Source organism: Leptospiraceae bacterium (genome assembly GCA_015075105.1).
Classification (GTDB): Bacteria; Spirochaetota; Leptospiria; order Leptospirales; family Leptospiraceae; genus JABWCC01.
This window is the reverse complement of record JABTUZ010000002.1, coordinates 613,353-632,946: the sequence shown is the minus strand read 5'-3', so window position 1 is coordinate 632,946 and position 19,594 is coordinate 613,353. Positions and strand designations below refer to the sequence as shown.

General features: G+C 35.4%; 17 protein-coding genes. 12 read left to right on the top strand and 5 right to left on the bottom strand.

Annotated features, from left to right (window positions below; translation table 11 throughout):
* Positions 1-7 precede the first annotated feature (7 nt).
* The 12 genes from HS129_12860 to HS129_12805 all read left to right on the top strand — a co-directional run bounded on the left by HS129_12860 (position 8) and on the right by HS129_12805 (position 14,237).
* On the top strand, positions 8-532 hold the full coding sequence (locus HS129_12860) for a flagellar protein FlgN (GenBank protein MBE7412927.1): 525 nt from the start codon (positions 8-10) through the stop codon (positions 530-532).
* A gap of 10 nt (positions 533-542) precedes the next feature.
* Positions 543-2,453 (top strand): flagellar hook-associated protein FlgK, encoded by a 1,911-nt coding sequence (flgK, locus tag HS129_12855; GenBank protein MBE7412926.1) that lies wholly within the window; start codon positions 543-545, stop codon positions 2,451-2,453.
* Positions 2,454-2,459: 6 nt separating this feature from the next.
* Positions 2,460-3,725 (top strand): flagellar hook-associated protein 3, encoded by a 1,266-nt coding sequence (locus HS129_12850; protein MBE7412925.1) that lies wholly within the window; start codon positions 2,460-2,462, stop codon positions 3,723-3,725.
* On the top strand, positions 3,725-4,180 hold the full coding sequence (locus HS129_12845) for a flagellar assembly protein FliW (GenBank protein ID MBE7412924.1): 456 nt from the start codon (positions 3,725-3,727) through the stop codon (positions 4,178-4,180). Before HS129_12850 ends, HS129_12845 begins: the two co-directional genes overlap by 1 nt.
* A gap of 1 nt (position 4,181) precedes the next feature.
* Entirely contained in the window at positions 4,182-4,421 is a 240-nt protein-coding gene (gene csrA, locus HS129_12840; GenBank protein MBE7412923.1) for a carbon storage regulator CsrA, read from the top strand.
* Positions 4,418-4,906, top strand: a complete 489-nt coding sequence (locus HS129_12835) for a hypothetical protein (protein ID MBE7412922.1) — start codon at positions 4,418-4,420, stop codon at positions 4,904-4,906. Before csrA ends, HS129_12835 begins: the two co-directional genes overlap by 4 nt.
* Positions 4,907-4,982: 76 nt before the next feature.
* A complete protein-coding gene (locus HS129_12830; GenBank protein MBE7412921.1) occupies positions 4,983-5,456 on the top strand; it encodes a purine-binding chemotaxis protein CheW in 474 nt (157 codons plus the stop codon).
* 20 nt (positions 5,457-5,476) lie between these two features.
* A complete protein-coding gene (locus tag HS129_12825; protein MBE7412920.1) occupies positions 5,477-7,522 on the top strand; it encodes a methyl-accepting chemotaxis protein in 2,046 nt (681 codons plus the stop codon).
* A complete protein-coding gene (locus HS129_12820) occupies positions 7,519-8,556 on the top strand; it encodes a chemotaxis response regulator protein-glutamate methylesterase (protein MBE7412919.1) in 1,038 nt (345 codons plus the stop codon). Before HS129_12825 ends, HS129_12820 begins: the two co-directional genes overlap by 4 nt.
* 13 nt (positions 8,557-8,569) lie before the next feature.
* A complete protein-coding gene (locus HS129_12815; GenBank protein MBE7412918.1) occupies positions 8,570-10,801 on the top strand; it encodes a chemotaxis protein CheA in 2,232 nt (743 codons plus the stop codon).
* Entirely contained in the window at positions 10,755-12,635 is a 1,881-nt protein-coding gene (locus HS129_12810) for a response regulator (protein ID MBE7412917.1), read from the top strand. The genes HS129_12815 and HS129_12810 overlap by 47 nt, the downstream gene beginning before the upstream one ends.
* A 135-nt stretch (positions 12,636-12,770) precedes the next feature.
* The gene (locus HS129_12805) at positions 12,771-14,237 is read left to right on the top strand and encodes a sodium:proton antiporter (GenBank protein MBE7412916.1); all 1,467 of its coding nucleotides are present in this window, start codon (positions 12,771-12,773) and stop codon (positions 14,235-14,237) included.
* Positions 14,238-14,380: 143 nt separating this feature from the next.
* Here the strand turns inward: HS129_12805 and HS129_12800 are convergent, their stop codons facing one another.
* The 5 genes from HS129_12800 to HS129_12780 form a co-directional block, all read right to left on the bottom strand.
* Entirely contained in the window at positions 14,381-15,049 is a 669-nt protein-coding gene (locus HS129_12800; GenBank protein MBE7412915.1) for a YdcF family protein, read from the bottom strand.
* 34 nt (positions 15,050-15,083) lie between these two features.
* On the bottom strand, positions 15,084-15,593 hold the full coding sequence (locus HS129_12795) for a CBS domain-containing protein (protein MBE7412914.1): 510 nt from the start codon (positions 15,591-15,593) through the stop codon (positions 15,084-15,086).
* Positions 15,590-16,066: a CBS domain-containing protein gene (locus tag HS129_12790; GenBank protein ID MBE7412913.1), complete on the bottom strand. Its 477-nt coding sequence runs from the start codon at positions 16,064-16,066 to the stop codon at positions 15,590-15,592. Before HS129_12790 ends, HS129_12795 begins: the two co-directional genes overlap by 4 nt.
* A 188-nt stretch (positions 16,067-16,254) precedes the next feature.
* The gene (locus tag HS129_12785) at positions 16,255-17,340 is read right to left on the bottom strand and encodes a quinone-dependent dihydroorotate dehydrogenase (protein MBE7412912.1); all 1,086 of its coding nucleotides are present in this window, start codon (positions 17,338-17,340) and stop codon (positions 16,255-16,257) included.
* A 302-nt stretch (positions 17,341-17,642) separates the two neighbouring features.
* Positions 17,643-19,079: a PAS domain-containing methyl-accepting chemotaxis protein gene (locus HS129_12780; GenBank protein ID MBE7412911.1), complete on the bottom strand. Its 1,437-nt coding sequence runs from the start codon at positions 19,077-19,079 to the stop codon at positions 17,643-17,645.
* Positions 19,080-19,594: the final 515 nt, after the last annotated feature.

Sequence of the window (19,594 nt, the reverse complement as noted above, 5' to 3'; positions counted from 1 at the left end):
AGCAAAAATGAAACAGCCTTTTATTGAATGGATTAGTAATATATCTGAAATTTTTACAAAAGAAATCAAAATTTATAAAAATCTTTTAGATTTAGAAATTCAAAAGAAAGGTAATATCCTAGAAAAAAACGGTAAAGCATTAGAGTCTCTAACAAAAGAATCTTACAATTTAATGGTGGGTGCATCTGAATTAGAGAGAGTAAGAATGAACGAAATTGAAAATTTTTACAAAGAAAAAAAAATTGAAATTTCAGAAGAAAAAAATTCATTTAACGAGTTTTTAAATCATATAGATAGAAATTCAAATTTTAAACTAAAAGGTCTCGCTGGAGAATTAAAAGAAGTTTTGCAGTCATTAAAAGAAAAAATTATCTTAAACGAAAAATTAATGAAAACCAATCAGGAAATTTTTAAACTTAGTATAGATGCTTTGAAACGAGCTTCCGAAACTGAAATCCCGGTTTCTTACGGAAGCGTTAGTGTTAAGACCAGTACCCGCAACACACCGGTCATGTTAAACACAAAAGCATAACGGAGGAAAAATGGGCTCTACGTTTATGGGTTTAGAAGTAGGAAAAAGGGGCTTGAGCACTCACCAACAAGCTCTTCAAACTACAGGACACAATATATCTAACGCAGATAATAAGCACTATTCGAGACAAAGAGTAAATATGTCTGCACCTGATCCACTTTATGATCCGGCTTACAATCGTGCACTTGTTGCAGGACAAATCGGGCAAGGCTCTGAGGTGACAAGAATTGAAAGAATTCGAGATAATTTTATTGATGACCGAATCATTGAAACAAATAATAAAAAAGATTACTGGGGTGCAAGAAACGATTACCTGTATCAGATCGAGACAGTTTTCAATGAGCCTACAGGGATTACTCTTCGTACTCAAATGGATCAATTCTGGACAAGTTGGGAAGACTTAGCCAATTACCCCGAAGAAAGCGCACATCGGTCTATTGTAAAAGAAAAAGCCACAGGACTTGGCACACGAATAGAAGATACATTTAGAAAATTAACACAACTAAGAGATCAAGCTAACAGAGAAGTAGAATCTAAAACCAATATGATAAATCTACTTGCAGAAAATATTCGTAACTTAAACGAAAGAATCGGCAAGGCAGAAGCGTTAGGCGACACACCAAATGATTTATATGACAAAAGAGATGCTGCTCTTCAAGAATTGTCCTCTTTGGTAGATATCAACGTCGGGCGAAGTGACGAAGATGAATTTATGGTTTTTATAGGACAGCAAATTTTCGTTCAAGGCAGTAAGTCAAATAAAATCCAACTTATAGGAAATCCGGATAGAGACGGGATGTTCGATCTTGTATGGGCAGAAACAGGAAAACCCACTCTTTTACGAAGCGGCAGAATTCACGGGGTCATGGAAATAAGAGATCAAGTTCTAAGAGAGAAAATAGATTACGTTGATTCTCTTGCAATTAATATGACCGATGTTGTAAACGAAATCCATAAAGATGGATTTGGTTTAAACGGAAAGACAAATTTGAATTTCTTTCAACCAAGAAATTTAAGTGCAAATTCTTTCGGAGAATATGATTCAAACGGTGATGGACAAAATGATATTTCGGCAGTATTTAGGGTTACAGGAAAGGTGTCTATTGATAGTGATAGACCGATAGGGATTTCAGGGAATATAATTTTTCACAAGCCAAATAAAGAATCTACTCCTGTTATCATCCCTTATTCCAAAGATGATACTCTCGCAGAGGTTATCAAAAGAATCAATAGAAGCGAATCAGGAATCGTAGCCTATATGAACCACGACAATCAATTGGCTTTAAAAGCTACAATTGCAGAAGACAATCCAAAGAATAATTTCATCATACGTCACTTGGAAGACTCTGGTGATTTACTTGTTGGATTAACTGGAATACTATATGCGAGTGGCCCTTCTGGATCTTACGATTACAGGAAGTTAGGCGAAATTGCAAAACTCCAATCGAATACTCAAGATATTACCCTAACCCCACATTACCATCCAGCCTCATTTGTGAAAATGACAGAAGACGTAATAAATAATTCGGCAAATATTGCTGCCGGTAGAGGGAAAGATGTAGGTGGAACAGGAGATTATAATTCGCCTAACGGACACAAGGATGGGTCTAACGCACTTCTTATTGCAAGCTCTTTACGAGGCAAGCCTATCATGGTAGAATATTCAAAAACTACTGATGATTTTTATACCTCTTTAATTGCAAAACTTGGAACAGAAGCAAGAGAGGCAAAGCAAGAATTTACTACTCAAAATGATTTGCTTTCAGAATTAGAAAATATGCGTCAATCTGTAATGGGAGTAAACTTAGATGAAGAAATGGCAAATATGGTCCAGTTTCAGCAGGCGTATAACGCATCAGCTAAGATGATTTCTGTTATGACAGAAATGCTCGATACAGTAATCAATAGAATGGGAGTGTAAAAATAAATGAGAATTACAAACCAAATGACAAACAACACTCTGGTCAAAAATTTGGGGAGACACCAGATTCTTTTAGATGAGACCCAAAACCAGTTAGGTACAGGACTAAAAATACGAAAACCCTCTGATGAACCAGGTCTTGCGACAAACCAAATGTATTTTCGTTCTCGTTTGAATGAGCTTACGCAATTTCAAGAAAATATCACAGATGGTCACTCAAGGTTGCAACAGATCGATGGTGAGTTAGATAGAATTGGGAGTATTTTTCAAAGAGCAAGAGTGCTGACAGTTCAAGCCTCCAATGGTATCTACCAAGGAGATAAAGGGTTTGAACTGGAAATAGCGATTGGAAAAGAAATCGACGAACATTTACGTGCGTTAGTTGATATTGCCAACACAAGAGATGCTACAGGGCAACCTTTATTTGGAGGACATGTAATTGAGAGACCTCCTTTTGAGCCTATCGAATCTAAAATCAAAGGGCTTCAAGGTCTTGAATTAAAAAACCAATATATCGGAGTAGAGTATAGGGGAGATATAGGTGAGCAAATTCGTGAAATTGAGAGAGGAGAATATATTCCTGTTTCTCTTCCTGGGAACAAAGTTTTCTGGGGAACAAACATGGCTATTACAAGTAAGGTTGACAATTCTTCTTATTCTGCAACTTCAGATCAAAAATTTAAAATTGATGGTGTAGAGGTTCACATTTCTGTGGGTGATACAATCGACGATATTATAGATAAAATTAATAATTCTCCTATTGAAGTGAAAGCAAGTAAACTGGCGCAGGACAATATTTCACTTAGCTCAACCGCGCCTCATCAAATCTGGTTAGAAGACACAGATGGAGGAACAGTTCTAAAAGATATCGGACTGGTTGATGCCGCAAGTTCTGAACCTCCGAATAATTATTCAAAGAGTGCAAGCGTTACAGGGCTTTCCATTTTTGATGTATTAATTCAGCTTAGAAATGATTTAATCAGAAAAGATCAAGAAAGAATTTCCGGGAGAGATTTGCAAGACTTAGATTTAGCTTTAGAGAATGTTTTGAGATATAGGTCGATTGTTGGTGCCAGAATGAACAGACTCGAAGAGCACACGAAAAGAGTTGATTTTGATTCAGCCTACATGACAGAGCTTCTCGCAAAAAATGAGGGGATTGATTTTCCAGAAACGATTATGAATTTAAAATGGTTAGAAACGATTCATCAATACGCTCTAAATGTTGGATCAAAAATTATTAAACCTACTCTAATGGACTTTCTAAGATAATGGCAATTGAACTAGTTACAAAACCTTTCGGGAAAATACAAATTTCCGATAAGCAACTAATATATTTTCGTGATGGACTTCTCGGTTTTGAAATGCAAAAACAATATGCACTGATCGAAGATTCTCCTGACAATCCATTCAAATGGTTGCAATCTACAGAAAACACTGACCTCGCATTTGTGATTATGCAGCCTCAATTGTTTTCTCCGAAATATATTCCATCGATACCAGAGAATGATCTTGTAGATATAAAACTTGATACGTTAGACGCTGCGCTAATTCTTACGATTGTAACTATACCTCCAGATGACCCTTCTAAAATGACCGCAAATTTACAAGGGCCTGTAATTATAAATCCAGAGCTGTCCCTTGGGAGACAGTGTATTTCAAGAAATGAAAGCCACTCTGTCAGAACAAAAATTTTAGAGTGTTATTCATTATTGGAGAAAATTTAGTTTGCTCGTACTTGCAAGAAGGTTAAATCAATCCATAATGATTGGAGACGATGTTGAAGTTGTTGTAGTTGACATCAAAGGTGATCAAGTAAAAATAGGAATCAAAGCTCCTAAGAATATTTCTGTACACCGAGCAGAAATCTATCAGGAGATCCAAGACGAAAACAAAAAAGCATCTGCAATCAATATCAAACCCGAAGATTTAGGTAAGTTAGGTGCTATACTAAAAAAGAAAAAATGAAACTAAACCAAAATACTTTCATAAAAATTTCTGCTTGCCAATATCTTTTCATGTTTTTCGCATTAGTTTTTTGCGCAAAGCCTCCAGTCAATCCTCCACCTGTTAAAGAAAAGGAATCCGATAGTTATGGATGGGTAGATGAGCACACTTTTCAATTAAGAGCCAATGGCTTTCCGCCAGAAAAGCAAATGGACTTAGCAACTGCTAAACTACTCGCTTGCGAAAATGCAAGAAATTATGGTATTAAGGTATTCAACTATAGATTTTTGAAAAATATCAACACCGGGGATAGCCTGCTCTATCCGGAACAAAAATTTTCAAAGCAATTCCATGAATTAAAAATCCAAATACGAACTGTAGAAAAAGAAAACGACCCGGGTGGAAATTGCTATTTAAAACTTCAGTTTAGCGGACAGGATTTAAAGAAAAAGTTAGTTCCCTTTGAAGACAAGTCCGTAGCTCCAACTACTCCAGGTTGGGAGTAATAAATCACTTTTTCTCTTTACGACAAAAAACACTCACGCAATAGTAAAAAGTTGCCGTATTTTAAAAAGGAAAGAAATGTCACCTGCTCAGGAAAATCCATTAAACAAGTCAACCGGAAAGCTCTTGTCCTTTCTTTTAGATGGAAGAGAATACGGAATTCGTATTTTAGAAGCAAGGGAAGTTGTTGAAATACAAAACATAGACCCTGTACCAAGGACTCCATCGTTTATGAGAGGTGTAATTAATTTGCGTGGAAAAATTGTCCCAATTGTAGACATGCGGCGCAAATTCAATTTAGAGCACAAAGAAACAGATAAAGACAACTGTATTATTGTAGTTGATTTGAATGGCATGCTAACAGGGATCATTGTTGACCAACTTGTTGGAGTCATCTCAATTGATGCAGAAAAATACGAACCATCACCACAACTCGGAAAAAATATTCGTTCGGACTACATCTCCGGAATGATAAAGTTAGACGAGAGAGTTATCATAATTTTGGAAATTGAAAAAATTTTAAGTAATGATGAAATAGATAATTTATTATAATTACAACAAAAGAGGATACGATGAAACTACTGCGAATGAAAATGTCAACAAAGTTTGCTCTACTGGTATTCATTCCAGTTATAGCCTTTTTATTTTTTTCAATTATTTTTTTGATTATGAAATTAGAAACAAAAAAAGAATTAAATAAGTTTGAACGATATGCAGTTCTTGCTATAAAAGTAAGTGCATTTATTCAAGAATCTCAAAAAGAACGAGGGATGGTCGGAGGTTTTCTTGGTTCTAAAGGAGAAAAGTTTGCAATTGAATTACCTAGGCAACATTCTGTAACCAATGAAAAATTAGAAGAGCTAAAAATTGCACTAAAGAATTTTGATTTCAATGAATACAATTTAGAGTTTAAATTTGCCATTGATAAAGCAATTCTTGAAACAAACCGTCTCAAAGAAATGAGAAAAGCACAAACTAATTTTACAATCTCTGGCCCTGAAGGAACAGAATATTATACCAAAATGAATTGGAATTTCTTAGAAACAATTGCAGCTATGCCAAAGCTTACTACAAACGCCGACCTTTCTCTACAGCTAAATGCTCTTGCGGCCTTTCTTTCTATTATAGAGTTCAATGGGGTTGAAAGAGCAGTGTTGACTAACGCATTCGCCGACGGAAAATTTATTCAAGCAAATTTACTAAAATTTTTAGCAGCTATTTCAGGACAAAATAATTTTCTTGCCATCTTTAAAAGAAACGCCCCATCCGAATGGATACAACTTGCAGAAAGTACCATCAAAGGCTCGGATATTGATGATGTTGAAAAAATGCAAAACTTAGCAATCGAGCACGCAATAGATGGAAAGTTTACAGTAAACACAAACGTTTGGTTCGAAAAAATTACTGGAAAAATAGATCTTATGTGGAGTTTTAGCAACACTCTATCTTCCAAGATTCTTGCTCAAACAAAAAAACAAAGCGAGTGGATTGAGAAAGAAATTATCTTTTATATATTGACTATGTGTATTGTAGTCGGGTTTACGATAATTTTTGGGTTTATCGGGTTTCGGAATTTTTCAAGAATCGTCACAAATTTAAGTGTAGGCAGTAAAGAGGTAAGTGCAGCTTCTAATCAAATCGCTACAGCAAGTGCACAACTTTCATCAGGAACATTAGAGCAAGCAGCTTCAATCGAAGAAATTTCCAGCACTATGGAAGAAATTGCATCTCAAGCTCACTTAAATGCAGATTCAAGTAAAGATGTAACTGCATCTGTGAATAAAGTTGAAGTCATAGTTCACCAGAGTGCGAACAGTGCAAAAGAAGCTGTTGGGATGTCAGAGGAAGCGAGGTTATCCGCAGAATCAGGAAACGAAGTTATCACAGAAATCACAAAGGCAATGGATGAAATTCGTCAAGGAAGTGAAAAAATTACCGAGATCATTGACTCTATAAACGAGATTACCCAACAAACAAAAATGCTTGCAGTCAATGCAGCAATAGAAGCTGCTCGTGCCGGCGAGCATGGCGCTGGATTTGCGGTCGTTGCCGATCAAGTAAGTAAGCTTGCAGAAACAAGTAGAGCTGCGGCAAAAAAAATCGCAGAGCTAATTAAAGAAAGTGTAAGAAAAGTAGAGTCAGGAAACCTTATTGCAAAAATGGGGACAGAAACCTTAAAAGATGTTTTACAAAACTCTTTCAAGATTGCAAATATCATTACTGAAATAAATACAAATTCTAATCAAGCCGCAGAATACGTTAGCTCTGTCAAAAATCAAATTGAAGATATATCACGATCTACAATTGAGCAATCGTTGGGAATAGAGCAAGTAGCAAAAGCAATACATCAAATAGACAATGTAACTCAGCAAAATGCAAGCGTATCTGAAGCAACTTCATCGGCTGCCGAAGAATTGAATAGTCAAGCCGAATCGCTCCTACTTATTATAAATGAGCTAAATTTTATGACTGCTCAAAAAAACTCAACTCAAAAAAATCTTTTACCTCATTTGTCCTCAAGAATGAACTCCAAAGAAAAAAAGAATCTTTCCAATCCAAAAAGACAAATTCCGATGAAGGATGATTTTCAAAATTTTGAGGATGAAGATAAATCATGATCAAAGTCTTGATTGTAGATGACTCTGCGATCGTAAGAAGTTTATTACATCAGAATCTAAAAAAATTTTCAGACATAGAAGTCGTAGGAACTGCAGTCGATCCTTACGATGCTCGCGACAAAATAGTTGAACTAAAACCAGATGTGATTACCTTAGATTTGGAAATGCCTCGAATGAACGGGCTTGAATTTATCACAGTTTTGATGGAGTTCCACCCGGTACCGATTTTAGTATTCAGCTCACTCGTAGATGGAGAATGTGAAACAAGTTTAAAAGCATTGGAGCTAGGAGCATTAGAAGTAGTTCCAAAACCAGTGCACGATCTCGCAAATGCAATCCCGTCTATTTCAACTATATTAGTAAATAAAATTCGAGGAATCAACGGTGCAAAAATTCAGATTATTAAAGCAAACCCAGAAACAGTCAAACAGATTACATCACTATCAAACATTCGTCCCGCAGAAAAAATTATTGCAATCGGATCTTCTACAGGCGGGACAGAGGTAATTCGATATATTTTAGAGCACCTTCCTGAAGGCACTCCTCCAATCATAATTACACAACACATGCCAGAGGGTTTCACCACTACCTATGCAAAGCGATTAAACGACTTATGCAAGTATCTTGAAGTCCGCGAAGCAGAATCGGGTGACGTACTTCAACACGGTCTTGCTTTGATTGCGCCCGGGAACTATCATCTTATTTTACAAAAGGATGGATTAAAATACAAGGTCACAACAAAAATGAGTCCAAAAGTAAATCGTTTTAGACCAAGTGTAGATGTAATGTTTCTCTCTGTGGCACAAACTGCCGGAAAAGATGCGATAGGCGTAATCCTTACCGGTATGGGATCAGATGGAGCTGAAGGTCTGTTAAAGATGAAGGATAGTGGATCTCTAACAATTGCTCAAAGTGAGAAGTCTTGCGCTGTTTTTGGGATGCCTGCAAGTGCCATTAAAAAAAATGCAGTCGATTACATTGAAGACATAGAAGAGATTCCCATTCGGCTATTAAAAATTTTGGGTAAAATGTAAACACTTGCAATCAATGGAACTCTCTGAAACTACAAAGCATAAATTTTTAGACACATTGCAACAAACAGTTTCAATCCGAAGTGATTTGAATGCAAGCCTTGCTCTTTTTGATACAGAAAATCTTGAGGCATTGAATTGCATCCACCTTTTTACTCTTCTCTCTCATTTGAATCGTAAATTTACGATTGATGATCTTGCCGTATTTAGAAACGCTTATTCCATTTGTGCAGAATTCATTCAATCTGTACACTTGAAGGAAGCACCTCCTGATTCTTTCAAATTTGTTTTTGAAATAATAAGCAAAATCGAAGAATTTTTTTCTCAATTGGATGATATGCCAAGTGAGTATCTAAAGGAAAATGAGTCTATGGTTATTTCAGAACTGCAAACAATTCATCAGATGACTCAAAAATTTCAATCTCTTTTAAACACGGTATGGAAAGATGGTGTAAAACATAGCATTGGAACATTTCATGAATTTAAAAATAAGGAAGGCTTGGACAAGGTTACAGAAGTTGCAATCGCTCTGCAAAATATAGAGAACGTTCAAAACTCTTATGAAAATATTAAAATCGAAGAAAAAGATCTACTTAATGATTTTCTTACCAGCTCCAGCGAAATATTAAGTGCTGTTGAAGACAATATGCTCATTCTTGAAAATAGTCCTCAAAATGAATCGGTTATCAACGAAATTTTTCGAGGAATACACACTCTCAAAGGTGACTCCGGTTTTCTGAAACTCTCTGATATACAAACATTGAGCCACGCATTTGAAACTCTCTTGGGAAAATGCAGAAGTAAGCTCATCCTAATCGATAGTGAAAAAATTTCTTTGTTCTTATCCGTTTTAGAGACTATAAAAAAAATGATTAAAAATATCAGTCTCAAACTAAAAGTTCTTACAAAAGAAATTCCCGATGCTATTTTTGAAAATGTTGATATTGTAGAACCCCTTCAACAACTACAAACTGTTTTATCGGGTGGAGCTGTTTCTCATATTAAAACAGATCAAACGGATACGGACAATGCAAACCAGTTAAACAAAACAACAGAAATACTTTTGACAGATACAATTCGTGTTCCTCAAAAAAAAATTGAAGATGCAGAAGAGATGGTTGGAGAATTGACCATCGCTTTGTCTCTTGTAAAGCAAGTAGCCATTTCTAATAATAACCAAGATAAAAGTACTGCCGAAAAACTCGACCAAATGGAGCTTACTATAGAGCAGTTACAAAAAAATATTTTAAAAATGAAAATGTTTCCAATCGGGAGTATTTTTAACAAACTCTCCAGAACTGTAAGAGATTTGAGTCAGAAGCTAAATAAAAAAATTCAATTTGAAACAATTGGAAGTGAAGTTGAAATTGATAAGACATTGATTGACCAAATCCACTCTCCTTTATCGCACATTATCAGAAACTGTATTGACCACGGTATTGAAAGCTCGGCAGATCGACTAAAAAAAGGAAAATCAGAATTCGGGACTATTAGTTTGAAAGTAGAAAATATTGCTGATAACGTAAGTATTGAAGTTCGAGACAATGGGGCAGGGCTAAACCAAGAAAAAATTCTTTCAAAAGCGATTGAAAAAAAAATTATTACAAATAATCAAGAGCTTACTGATAGCCAGATTTACAACCTTATCTTTATGCCGGGATTTTCTACCTCGGATGAGATCACTGAAATTTCTGGACGAGGTGTTGGAATGGATGTTGTGCGTACAACAATTGAACAACTCGGTGGAAATATCAGCCTCTCTTCAACGATGAATATAGGGACAACTATGAGTATTAAATTGCCTCTTTCTTCTTCCATTATAGAAGGGCTTGTGACCTGTGTGGGAAGAAGCAAATTTATTTTTCCAGTAAATAAAATTTTATATACACTCATCCCAAAATTAAATTCTTTTCAGTTTACAATCGGAAGTGAAGGGTCATATATATTCTTTGAAAATCGAACTACTCCAATCGTCAGTCTCGGAGAATACTACGAAATTTCAGACTATATAAAAAACCCCGAGCAAGCTATCATCTTGGTCATTGAATATGAAAATAGTTATTATGGAATCATAGTAGATGAAATTTTACACAAACAAAAAGTAGTGTCAAAAAGTTTTCGGAATAGATTCAAAGAAGTTCCTGGATTAAAAAGTGGAACGATTATGGGAGACGGAAGTGTAGGATTTATCATAGAGCCAAATGAACTCATCCAACAATATTTTTATCAGAGGAAAAACATTGAATAAAAATATCGCTTTCTTTTCCGAAGATGAAAACTATATCCATTATTTTACCGAGCTACTTTGTTCTCCGTTTGAAGGAAACAGTTATTTAGATGTTATCGCAAATTCACTCTCCTTAGATCAGATCACCTATTTTTCCGATTATGAAAAATTTCATCGCTATACTCAAGAAAATTCAGTCGATTTCTTTTTGATTGTAGATATAAAAACAAACCCTACTTCTCAAAAAATCTATGAAAAACTTCGCGTAGATATTAATTTTACAGATACACCTATTCTATCTTTGTCGCTGATAGGCTCAGAGAAAGACACAGACGACAACGACGATTCTATTTTTGACTTTGATCCTAAACTTCATTTTGTTTATTTCCCAATTTGGAGAGAAGAGCTTATAATGAAAATTGATAAAGCTGTTTCAGAAAAAAAATACGTACTTCTCGTAGACGACAGTAAGATTATACACCAAATGATTGACGAGGTTCTTTCAGCAAATAATTTTCGAATAATGAACGCCTACAATGGTTGGGAAGGTTTGGAATTTTTAAAGAAGTGTAAACCGGATATAATCATAAGCGATATCGAAATGCCTGAAATGGATGGGTACGAGTTCTGTAAGGCAATCAAAAATTCAACCCACTTAGAGCACATACCTGTAATGATTTTATCGTCCTTAGATTCAAACTTAGACATTGACCGAGGGTTTGAAGCTGGTGCAAACGATTATCTAACAAAGCCAATCAACAACGATGAGTTAGTTTCCAGAATTCAAAATCTATTACAAAAAAATGCCCGCTCTGTGCGCGAGAAAATTTTAGTAGTCGATGACAGTAGTATTGTTTCGTCAATGCTGTACCAAGGGTTGAAACAACAAGGCTTTCGTGTATTTACCGCAGTGAATGGAATGGATGGTCTTGCTAAAGCAAGAGAAATTAATCCGGACTTAATAACAAGCGACTACGATATGCCTGTGATGAATGGCTGGGAATTTTGTACTGCTCTCCGAAGAGAAGATGCGCTAAAAGATATACCTGTTATCATGCTCACGTCAAGAGACTCAACTGTTGACAAAAGGAAAAGTACAGGAGCCGGTGTAAAAGCCTACCTGACAAAACCTTTCCCAATCGAAAAATTACTCGTAGTTATAGAAAAGGTTTTGGCAGAGAAAAGAATTGATAGAGAAAGAGAAATTCTGAAATTTTATGTTTCCGATGTAGCCTTGGCTTCTGCAAAACAACAATCCCTGCACAATATAAGTTCAAGTAGTATGCGGGCTAAAGAAATATATGCAACTGTCTTGTTTTCGGATATAGTAAAATTTACTTCTACTTGTGAAATGCTAGAGCCGGTAGATCTGATCAATTTATTGAACGATTATTTTGATCTAATGTGCACCGTGCTAAAAAGGAACAACGCTATCATAGACAAGTTTATTGGTGATGCGATAATGGCAATATTCAGTGATAAAGACGGCTCCTATCAAGCTGTTAAATCAGGGCTTGAAATGGTCGAGGCACTAAAGGAATTTAACCTCAACCAGAAAGTTCCGATTCAAATACGAATTGGAATCAATTATGGAAAATTGTACATTGGTGATATAGGAAGTAAGACTCATCGCAAAGACTTCACAGTCATTGGTGATACTGTAAATGTCGGACAAAGATTAGAGAGTAATTCTAAAACTAATGGTGTCTTGATTAGTGAATCTACTTATGAAGTCGTAAAAGATTTTATTGATGCAGAAAAAAAAGGGCCTTTGAATTTAAAAGGGAAAATGGGTGAATACTTCGCTTACGACGTAATTCGTGTTCGAGAAAAAATAGACTTGGCTGCAAAGTAAAATTTTTCGTTTGTACCAAAATAGTTTTGCCCGCCTTGGCGTGCCACCTAACTTTTTCGATATCTGCCTAAAAAAGCATTTGTAACTCTAAAGGGATCGTGAGAAGATGTCTTAAATTTTTAAATAAGAGGTCGTATGAAATTTTTCTCTAAGATACTTTATCTAGTTTTTATCACCGGGTTTTGTTTTTCTTTAACCTTAGGTTTATTTGCAGAAGATACAAAATCCCCTGTCCCTACTAAGGAAACTACTACAGTAGAAGCTAAAGAAGTCAAGGCAGAAACAGATCACCACAAAGGGGACACCCTTCCTTATTGGTCGGTCATTCCTTTTGTTGCGATTTTACTATCTATTGCGATTCTACCGATTGCTTCTCACGTAACTGCACACTGGTGGGAAAATAATAACAACAAATTGATTATCGCACTCGCACTTGGTGGAATTTCTTTTGGGATTCTTATTGCTAACCACTGGGGGCATACAATTTTCCACACCTTAGTATTTGAATACGTGCCTTTTATTATTTTACTTGGGGCGTTATTTTATATTTCAGGTGGAATTGTTTTAAAAGGAGATATAGAAGCAACTCCATTGAACAATTCTCTTTTTTTACTACTCGGTGCATTTCTTGCTTCCTTTATAGGAACTACAGGTGCATCCATGCTACTCATTCGACCGGTCTTGAAAACTAACTCCGAAAGAAAACACGTAGTCCATACGGTAGTATTTTTTATATTTTTGGTATCGAATATTGGAGGCTCGCTCACCCCACTCGGAGACCCTCCACTTTTCTTAGGATATTTACAGGGAGTGCCGTTTACATGGACGTTCAGTTTATTTCCTGAGATGATTTTATCTATAGTTGTTCTTTTGAGTATATATTTTGTCTGGGATACGATCCAATACAAAAAAGAATTAAAGACAGATATTAAAAAAGATAAATCCAATGCAGAGCCTATTTCTTTAAATGGACAAGTCAATTTTATATGGTTATTCGGAATTGTATTGTCTGTTGCATTTATCAATGAAAACTATATCCCTGCAATAAAACAAAATCCTTTTCTTGCATTTATCAGAGAAGGTGTAATGATATTACTTATACTACTTTCCAAGGTTACTTCAAGTCCAAAACTTAGAGAATACAATAAGTTTACCCTTAATCCGATTATCGAGGTCGCTTATTTGTTTATTGGAATTTTCCTAACTATGATCCCGGCACTAATTTTACTCGAGGCAAACGGGAAGTCACTTGGAGTAACCAAGCCTTGGCAATTTTTCTGGGCTGCCGGAGCTTTCTCATCAGTGTTGGACAACGCACCTACTTATCTGACTTTTTTAAGCCTTGCTAAAGGGCTTACGGGTGCTACAGGTGTAACTCAAATCTTAGCAAACCCTGAATGGGAAAGACTACTAAAAGCTATTTCTGTGGGTGCTGTATTTATGGGAGCAAATACCTACATAGGGAATGCGCCTAACTTCATGGTGAAGTCAGTTGCAGAAGAAAATAAAGTAAATATGCCAAGTTTTGGTGGGTATATACTGTACTCTTTTGGAATACTCATTCCACTATTTGTAGTTATCACATTTATTTTCTTCGTTTAATTTTTTGCCCTGCTCTTATATTTGTATAGGGGCAGGGCTTATTCTGTAATTTTTCATTTATGACGCTACTGCAAAACCCCTTTCAGGGCTTTTTACAGGTACGCCATTTATCGGCTTTTGGGAGTTTGTAGAAAGATTTTGATCTACAAAATAGATCCCTTCCATGTTTTTTCTCCACTACCAGAAATAGGATAAGGCTTACCCAAAAATCTGGGATTTGTGTGCATTAAATTCATGTCTATCCAAGCAAGATTCCTAGCTAAAAATTCTCTAATACGATTGTACTTTTCACTTGTATAAATTCTTCTGTCTGCCTCATAACCGGCTATTCTGATCCCAAGTTGTTTGGATATAAACATAGCTCTTGGCAGATGAAATTTTTGACTTACAAAGATCGCATCTTCTATTTCAAAAATAATTTTGGCTCGGATGAGCGTATCTAATGTTCTAAACCCTGCGTGGTCTACAAAAATATCCTCTTTTCTGACCTTGTTATTTAACATAAATTTTAACATAGGTTTTAATTCATTGTAGTAGTGTGATCCGTTATCCCCAGACAATAGAATTTTTTTAACTTTTTTGTTTTTGTATAAAAGTAAGGCTGACTCTAATCTATCTCGCAAAACCGGTGAAGGTGTCTTCCCATAAACTGCAGCCCCCGGAACTATAGCAACTGTCGCTTCTCTAACAGTTCTGTAATTTTTTGATATATCGGATTTTTTGTACAATAGCTCAAAATTCAAATCGATTAAAATACTCGATATAAAAATTGAAAAAACTAAAATAAAGAAAAATCCCTTGCGGGTCAAAATGGCTGCCTTCTATTCTATTCTAAACTTTTTTAAATTAGCTACTAATCGTAGATGCAAGATGTTTTAATAAGCGTCGCACAGATAGCACGCTATAACTATTATCCGAGTTCAAAATCGGTATGTGCCTAAATCCCCCAACCGACATAGCATTCATTGCGTAAGCAACCGGTGCATCTCCTTTCAATGTATCCGGGTTTTTAGTCATAATCGTAGAGATAGAAAATTTATCTATGTCAATAGAATCGTCTGTAGCTTTAAACAGTATATCTCTTTCGGTTACAATTCCTATGAGCTTATTTTCTTCGTGAACCAGTACACAACCCTGTCCATTCTTGACCATTTCATTTACCGCAGATCGAATAGTATCTGTTGGTTTTAAAAACACAGGAGTAACAGGAAAGAGTGAATCAATTCTTGCAAGCATGATAGACTCTTGCAACTCTGTTTCAGGATTCTCAATATCGTTTCCTCTTAAATCGTGCCCGCAGTTGTTGCAGGTATCGTCTCCATTAATATTGTGTGAAGTACAACTTGGACAAATCATGCTCCCTCCTGATTAGTAAAAGTTTGAATCTTGGGTGGAAGATTATATACTTCATTCGGAAAATGCTCTGCAATATAATCAACTATTCCTCGAACAAAAATCATCCCGATTGGTTTGTTCTCATTATTCACAACTGGTAAGTGTCGAAAACTACCTTGGACTAAATCGTGGATCGCCTTCCCTAAGGTGGTATTGCCAGGTAAAGTTTTAGGATTTGGAGTCATATAGTTTTCAACTAATTCGGATAGGCTAACCTTTTGTTGATGGATTTTTTTCAATACATCTCTTTCGGTAAATATTCCACAGAGTTTCTCATTCTCTACAACAAGACAAGCTCCGGTTCGCTTTTCTTTCATCATCTGAATACATTTAGAAATCTTTGTTCCTTTTTGAACGACGACCTTAGGAGGGTTTGCCACTCTCCAAAGCTCAATAGTTTTCAGTAATTCTTCAACTGTCTTTTTAGTTTGCATAATTCAAGATTATAGATTCAACTTAATATAAATCAAGAAATTTATTTATGACGCTATTACAAAAATCACTTTCTGGGCTTTTTGTAACGCTAGTAAATAGCGATTTTATTGAGTTTTTGAGTCTCAATTTCAGTAAAAAATGACTTTTACAGACGCACCATTTATAAAATAAAAAATTTAACGAAAAATTAAACAAATTTTCCTACGATTTCAGAAATATTTTTAATTCCATTTTCTTCTAAATAATTGTCGATGTATTTTAAAATGGTACTCGGCAGATTTGGACCGTTGTAAATATACCCGGTATAGATTTGAATCAAGTCTGCACCGGCTAAAATTTTTTCAAGAGCCGACTCGCCCGAATCTATTCCACCTACCCCAATAATATTTAACCTTCCATTTAGCTTTTTTCTCGCAAGGCGTATCAAATGAGTAGATTTTTCTCGTAAAGGTTTTCCGCTAAGCCCACCTTCCTCAGGATTTTTTTCTTGTAGTAAAGATTTATCCAAGGTAGTGTTCGTCAAAATAATTCCTTGCACTCCCAAGTCCAGTACAACGTCCAATAATTTTTCAAATTCAGTATCTGTAAAGTCCGGTGCAAATTTTATAAAAGTAGGAATCGGAAAACTTCCACCAAGCTCTTTTCTTAAACCTCCAACAAGTGAGGCAAGAGTGTCTTTTTCTTGCAAAGACCTCAAACCCGGAGTATTCGGAGAGCTAATATTAATCGCACAATAATCACTTAAAGGGTAGAGTTTTTTATAAGACTTCAAATAATCTTCAAGTGCATTTTCTAAATCTACAACTTTTGTCTTTCCGATATTAATTCCCATTGGAATAGAATTATTTTGTGTAGAAAGAATTTGAAATGCCTTCTCTGAACCCGGGTTATTGAACCCCATTCTATTGATGAAAGCGTCTTGGTTTGGATATCTAAACAACCTTGGCTTAGGATTTCCAGGTTGCTCTTCTCCAGTAATCGTACCTACCTCTGCATATCCAAATCCGAGCTTTTCAAAAAAAGGAAAATATTCTCCGGTCTTGTCAAATCCTGCTGCCATACCAAGAGGATTTTGAAATTGTATTTTTGAAACAGTAGTGTTTAATCTGGCACTTTTAAAAGAAAAATTCTTTTCTAAAATAGAAAAAATTCCAGGAATTTTGTCAGCTAGTTTTAAAAGCTCAAAAGAAACATCATGCGCATTTTCTGGGTATAAATTAAACAGCAATGGCTTGAAAAAGTTTTTGTATAAAAAATCTTCAGCCCAATTCATAATATTTTTTTCCATACAATTCGTTAAACAGATTTTTCAAACTTCAAAGTGATCAATTAGCTCACCCATCATTCTGACCGGCTTGACTAAATTGTTGGAAATCTCTGCGAGTATGTCCAACTGCTGACCGATCGCCGATATCTCGTGTGAAATAGACATCACTGTTTCAGAAATTCCATTGGCAGTAAGCCCTTGCTCTTTAATACCAAAGTTGATCTCATTCGCACTTTTTTCAGTTTCATAAATATTGTCTTTTATTCTAGAAATCCTTTCTGCCTCTGCTTGAACTGATTTGGAAACTACTATTGCAGAGTCGTTGATTTTTGGATTCCATTTAAAATATATCGTAAATACGATACTGTTTCCGTAACTTCTTCACTTGTAGCGTGAATAATTTTATTGTTCGAAGTTATAAGTCCAGTTATTTCTTTTACGCTAACCGCAGTTTGATCAGCCAATTTAGAAACTTCGCCTGCTACAACCGCAAACCCTCTCCCTGCTTCTCCAGCTCTTGCAGACTCTATCGAAGCATTCAAAGAAAGTAAATTAGTTTTATCTGCTATCGCTGTAATGAGGGAAACTATTTCATTTATCTTTGCAGAATTGCTGCTAATTTCTTGAATTCTGACTACAAGATTCTGAATCTTTTGATCTCCTTCTTGGGCAGTCTTAGACGTTTTATCTGAGATTTCGTCTAACTTCCCCATTTCTACTTTCACATTGTTCATCGACTCGTCTAATACCCCAATTTTTTCTTTGATAGAGGAAATATTTTCGGTTTGGGTTTCTACACTGGAAGAAATTGAATGAATAGTCGCAGATAATTCCTCGGATGACGCAGTAATTTCTTCGGTTGCTGCAGCTTGCTTTTGAATTAGTTCTGAAATTTCTTTTGTTGACTTTGATAACTTGACAGACAGAGTTTCTGATTCTGTTGAGTTAAGCTTTATTTTAAATATAACTCCCCAAAGACCAGTAGAAATACTTTTTAAGTGTAGGAGTATTTCTTTATTAAATATCCCTCCTTGCTTGAAAGTCTTTAGACTTTTTTTCAATCCACCACTGCTAATATAGTCCGCCGCTTCAAGAAGTATATTTTCTTCTTTTTGCTTACTGAAATAAAAATACATTGAAGTAAATATTCCAAGAACTAAAAAGATTAACTGGGTTCCCAAAGCTATAATATTTCTTAAATTCCATTCCGAAAAAAATAAATTGCCAATAGAATAGATTAATCCGACTGAAAATAAAACAATCGATATAAAAAATTTTTTCTGACTAAGTGAAGCCCTTATGCTAGCAAAAAAAGTTTGTAATTTAAAAGCGATAGTTTTCTCAGCTCTAAGTAATAAAGAATACAATTCTTTTGCTTTTTCTATATCTCCGGGAAGAGGTTTTTTTCTGACAGACATATAGCCGATAAGTGTATCGTTTTTTCGTATTGGAGTAACAGTTGCATCAACCCAATAGTAATCTCCGTCTTGCCTTTTATTTTTAATCACCCCACTCCAGGGTTTATTTTGTTTAATTGTACTCCAGAGAGAACGAAAAATAGATTTTGGCATATCGGGATGCCTGATTATATTGTGTGGCTTTCCGACTAGCTCACTTGGTGGATAACCACTGATTTGAGCAAAATCAGGACTGACATAAGTAATCACTCCTTTCAAATTGGTTCGAGAAATCAATACAGAAGTTTCTTCTACCGGATATTCTTTTTCAATAGCCTTAGTATTCATTAAAAAATTCCTTTCATATTAAAGAGTATTATGCAAGCCAATTCGTTCAACTTTTTTATTATTCTAATTGTAAACTATGTTTTGTAAAGCTATACATTTTTTGGGCATGAGTAGTTCTATGTCTTCTTTAGGTTATCTTGTGTTCATAGTTTTGTTTTTCTGGTTTCTTCGTTTATTGTTGCATTTGAATGTCGTATCAGGTCATTGTATCGTATACATTCATTTCTCTTGATAAGAGGTTCCTATCGCAATCGAACTGACCTTGGGTGGAACTCCAAAGTCATAGAACTTGGCAGGGATGATTATGTCCCATCGGCAATGTCAAGTAACAAAAGAAAGTAAAAGAGATGTTCTTGAAATACCAAGCCATTGAGCAAACTCACCAAGCTCAATCCAATCTGCATTCTCAGAATGAATTCTTCTGTCTGAAGATTCTGCCTTCTTCTTGGTAATCAAGTTTCAACACACAATCCAACTTCTTCAAAAGTCTTTACAGCAATTAATTCCTGTACTCT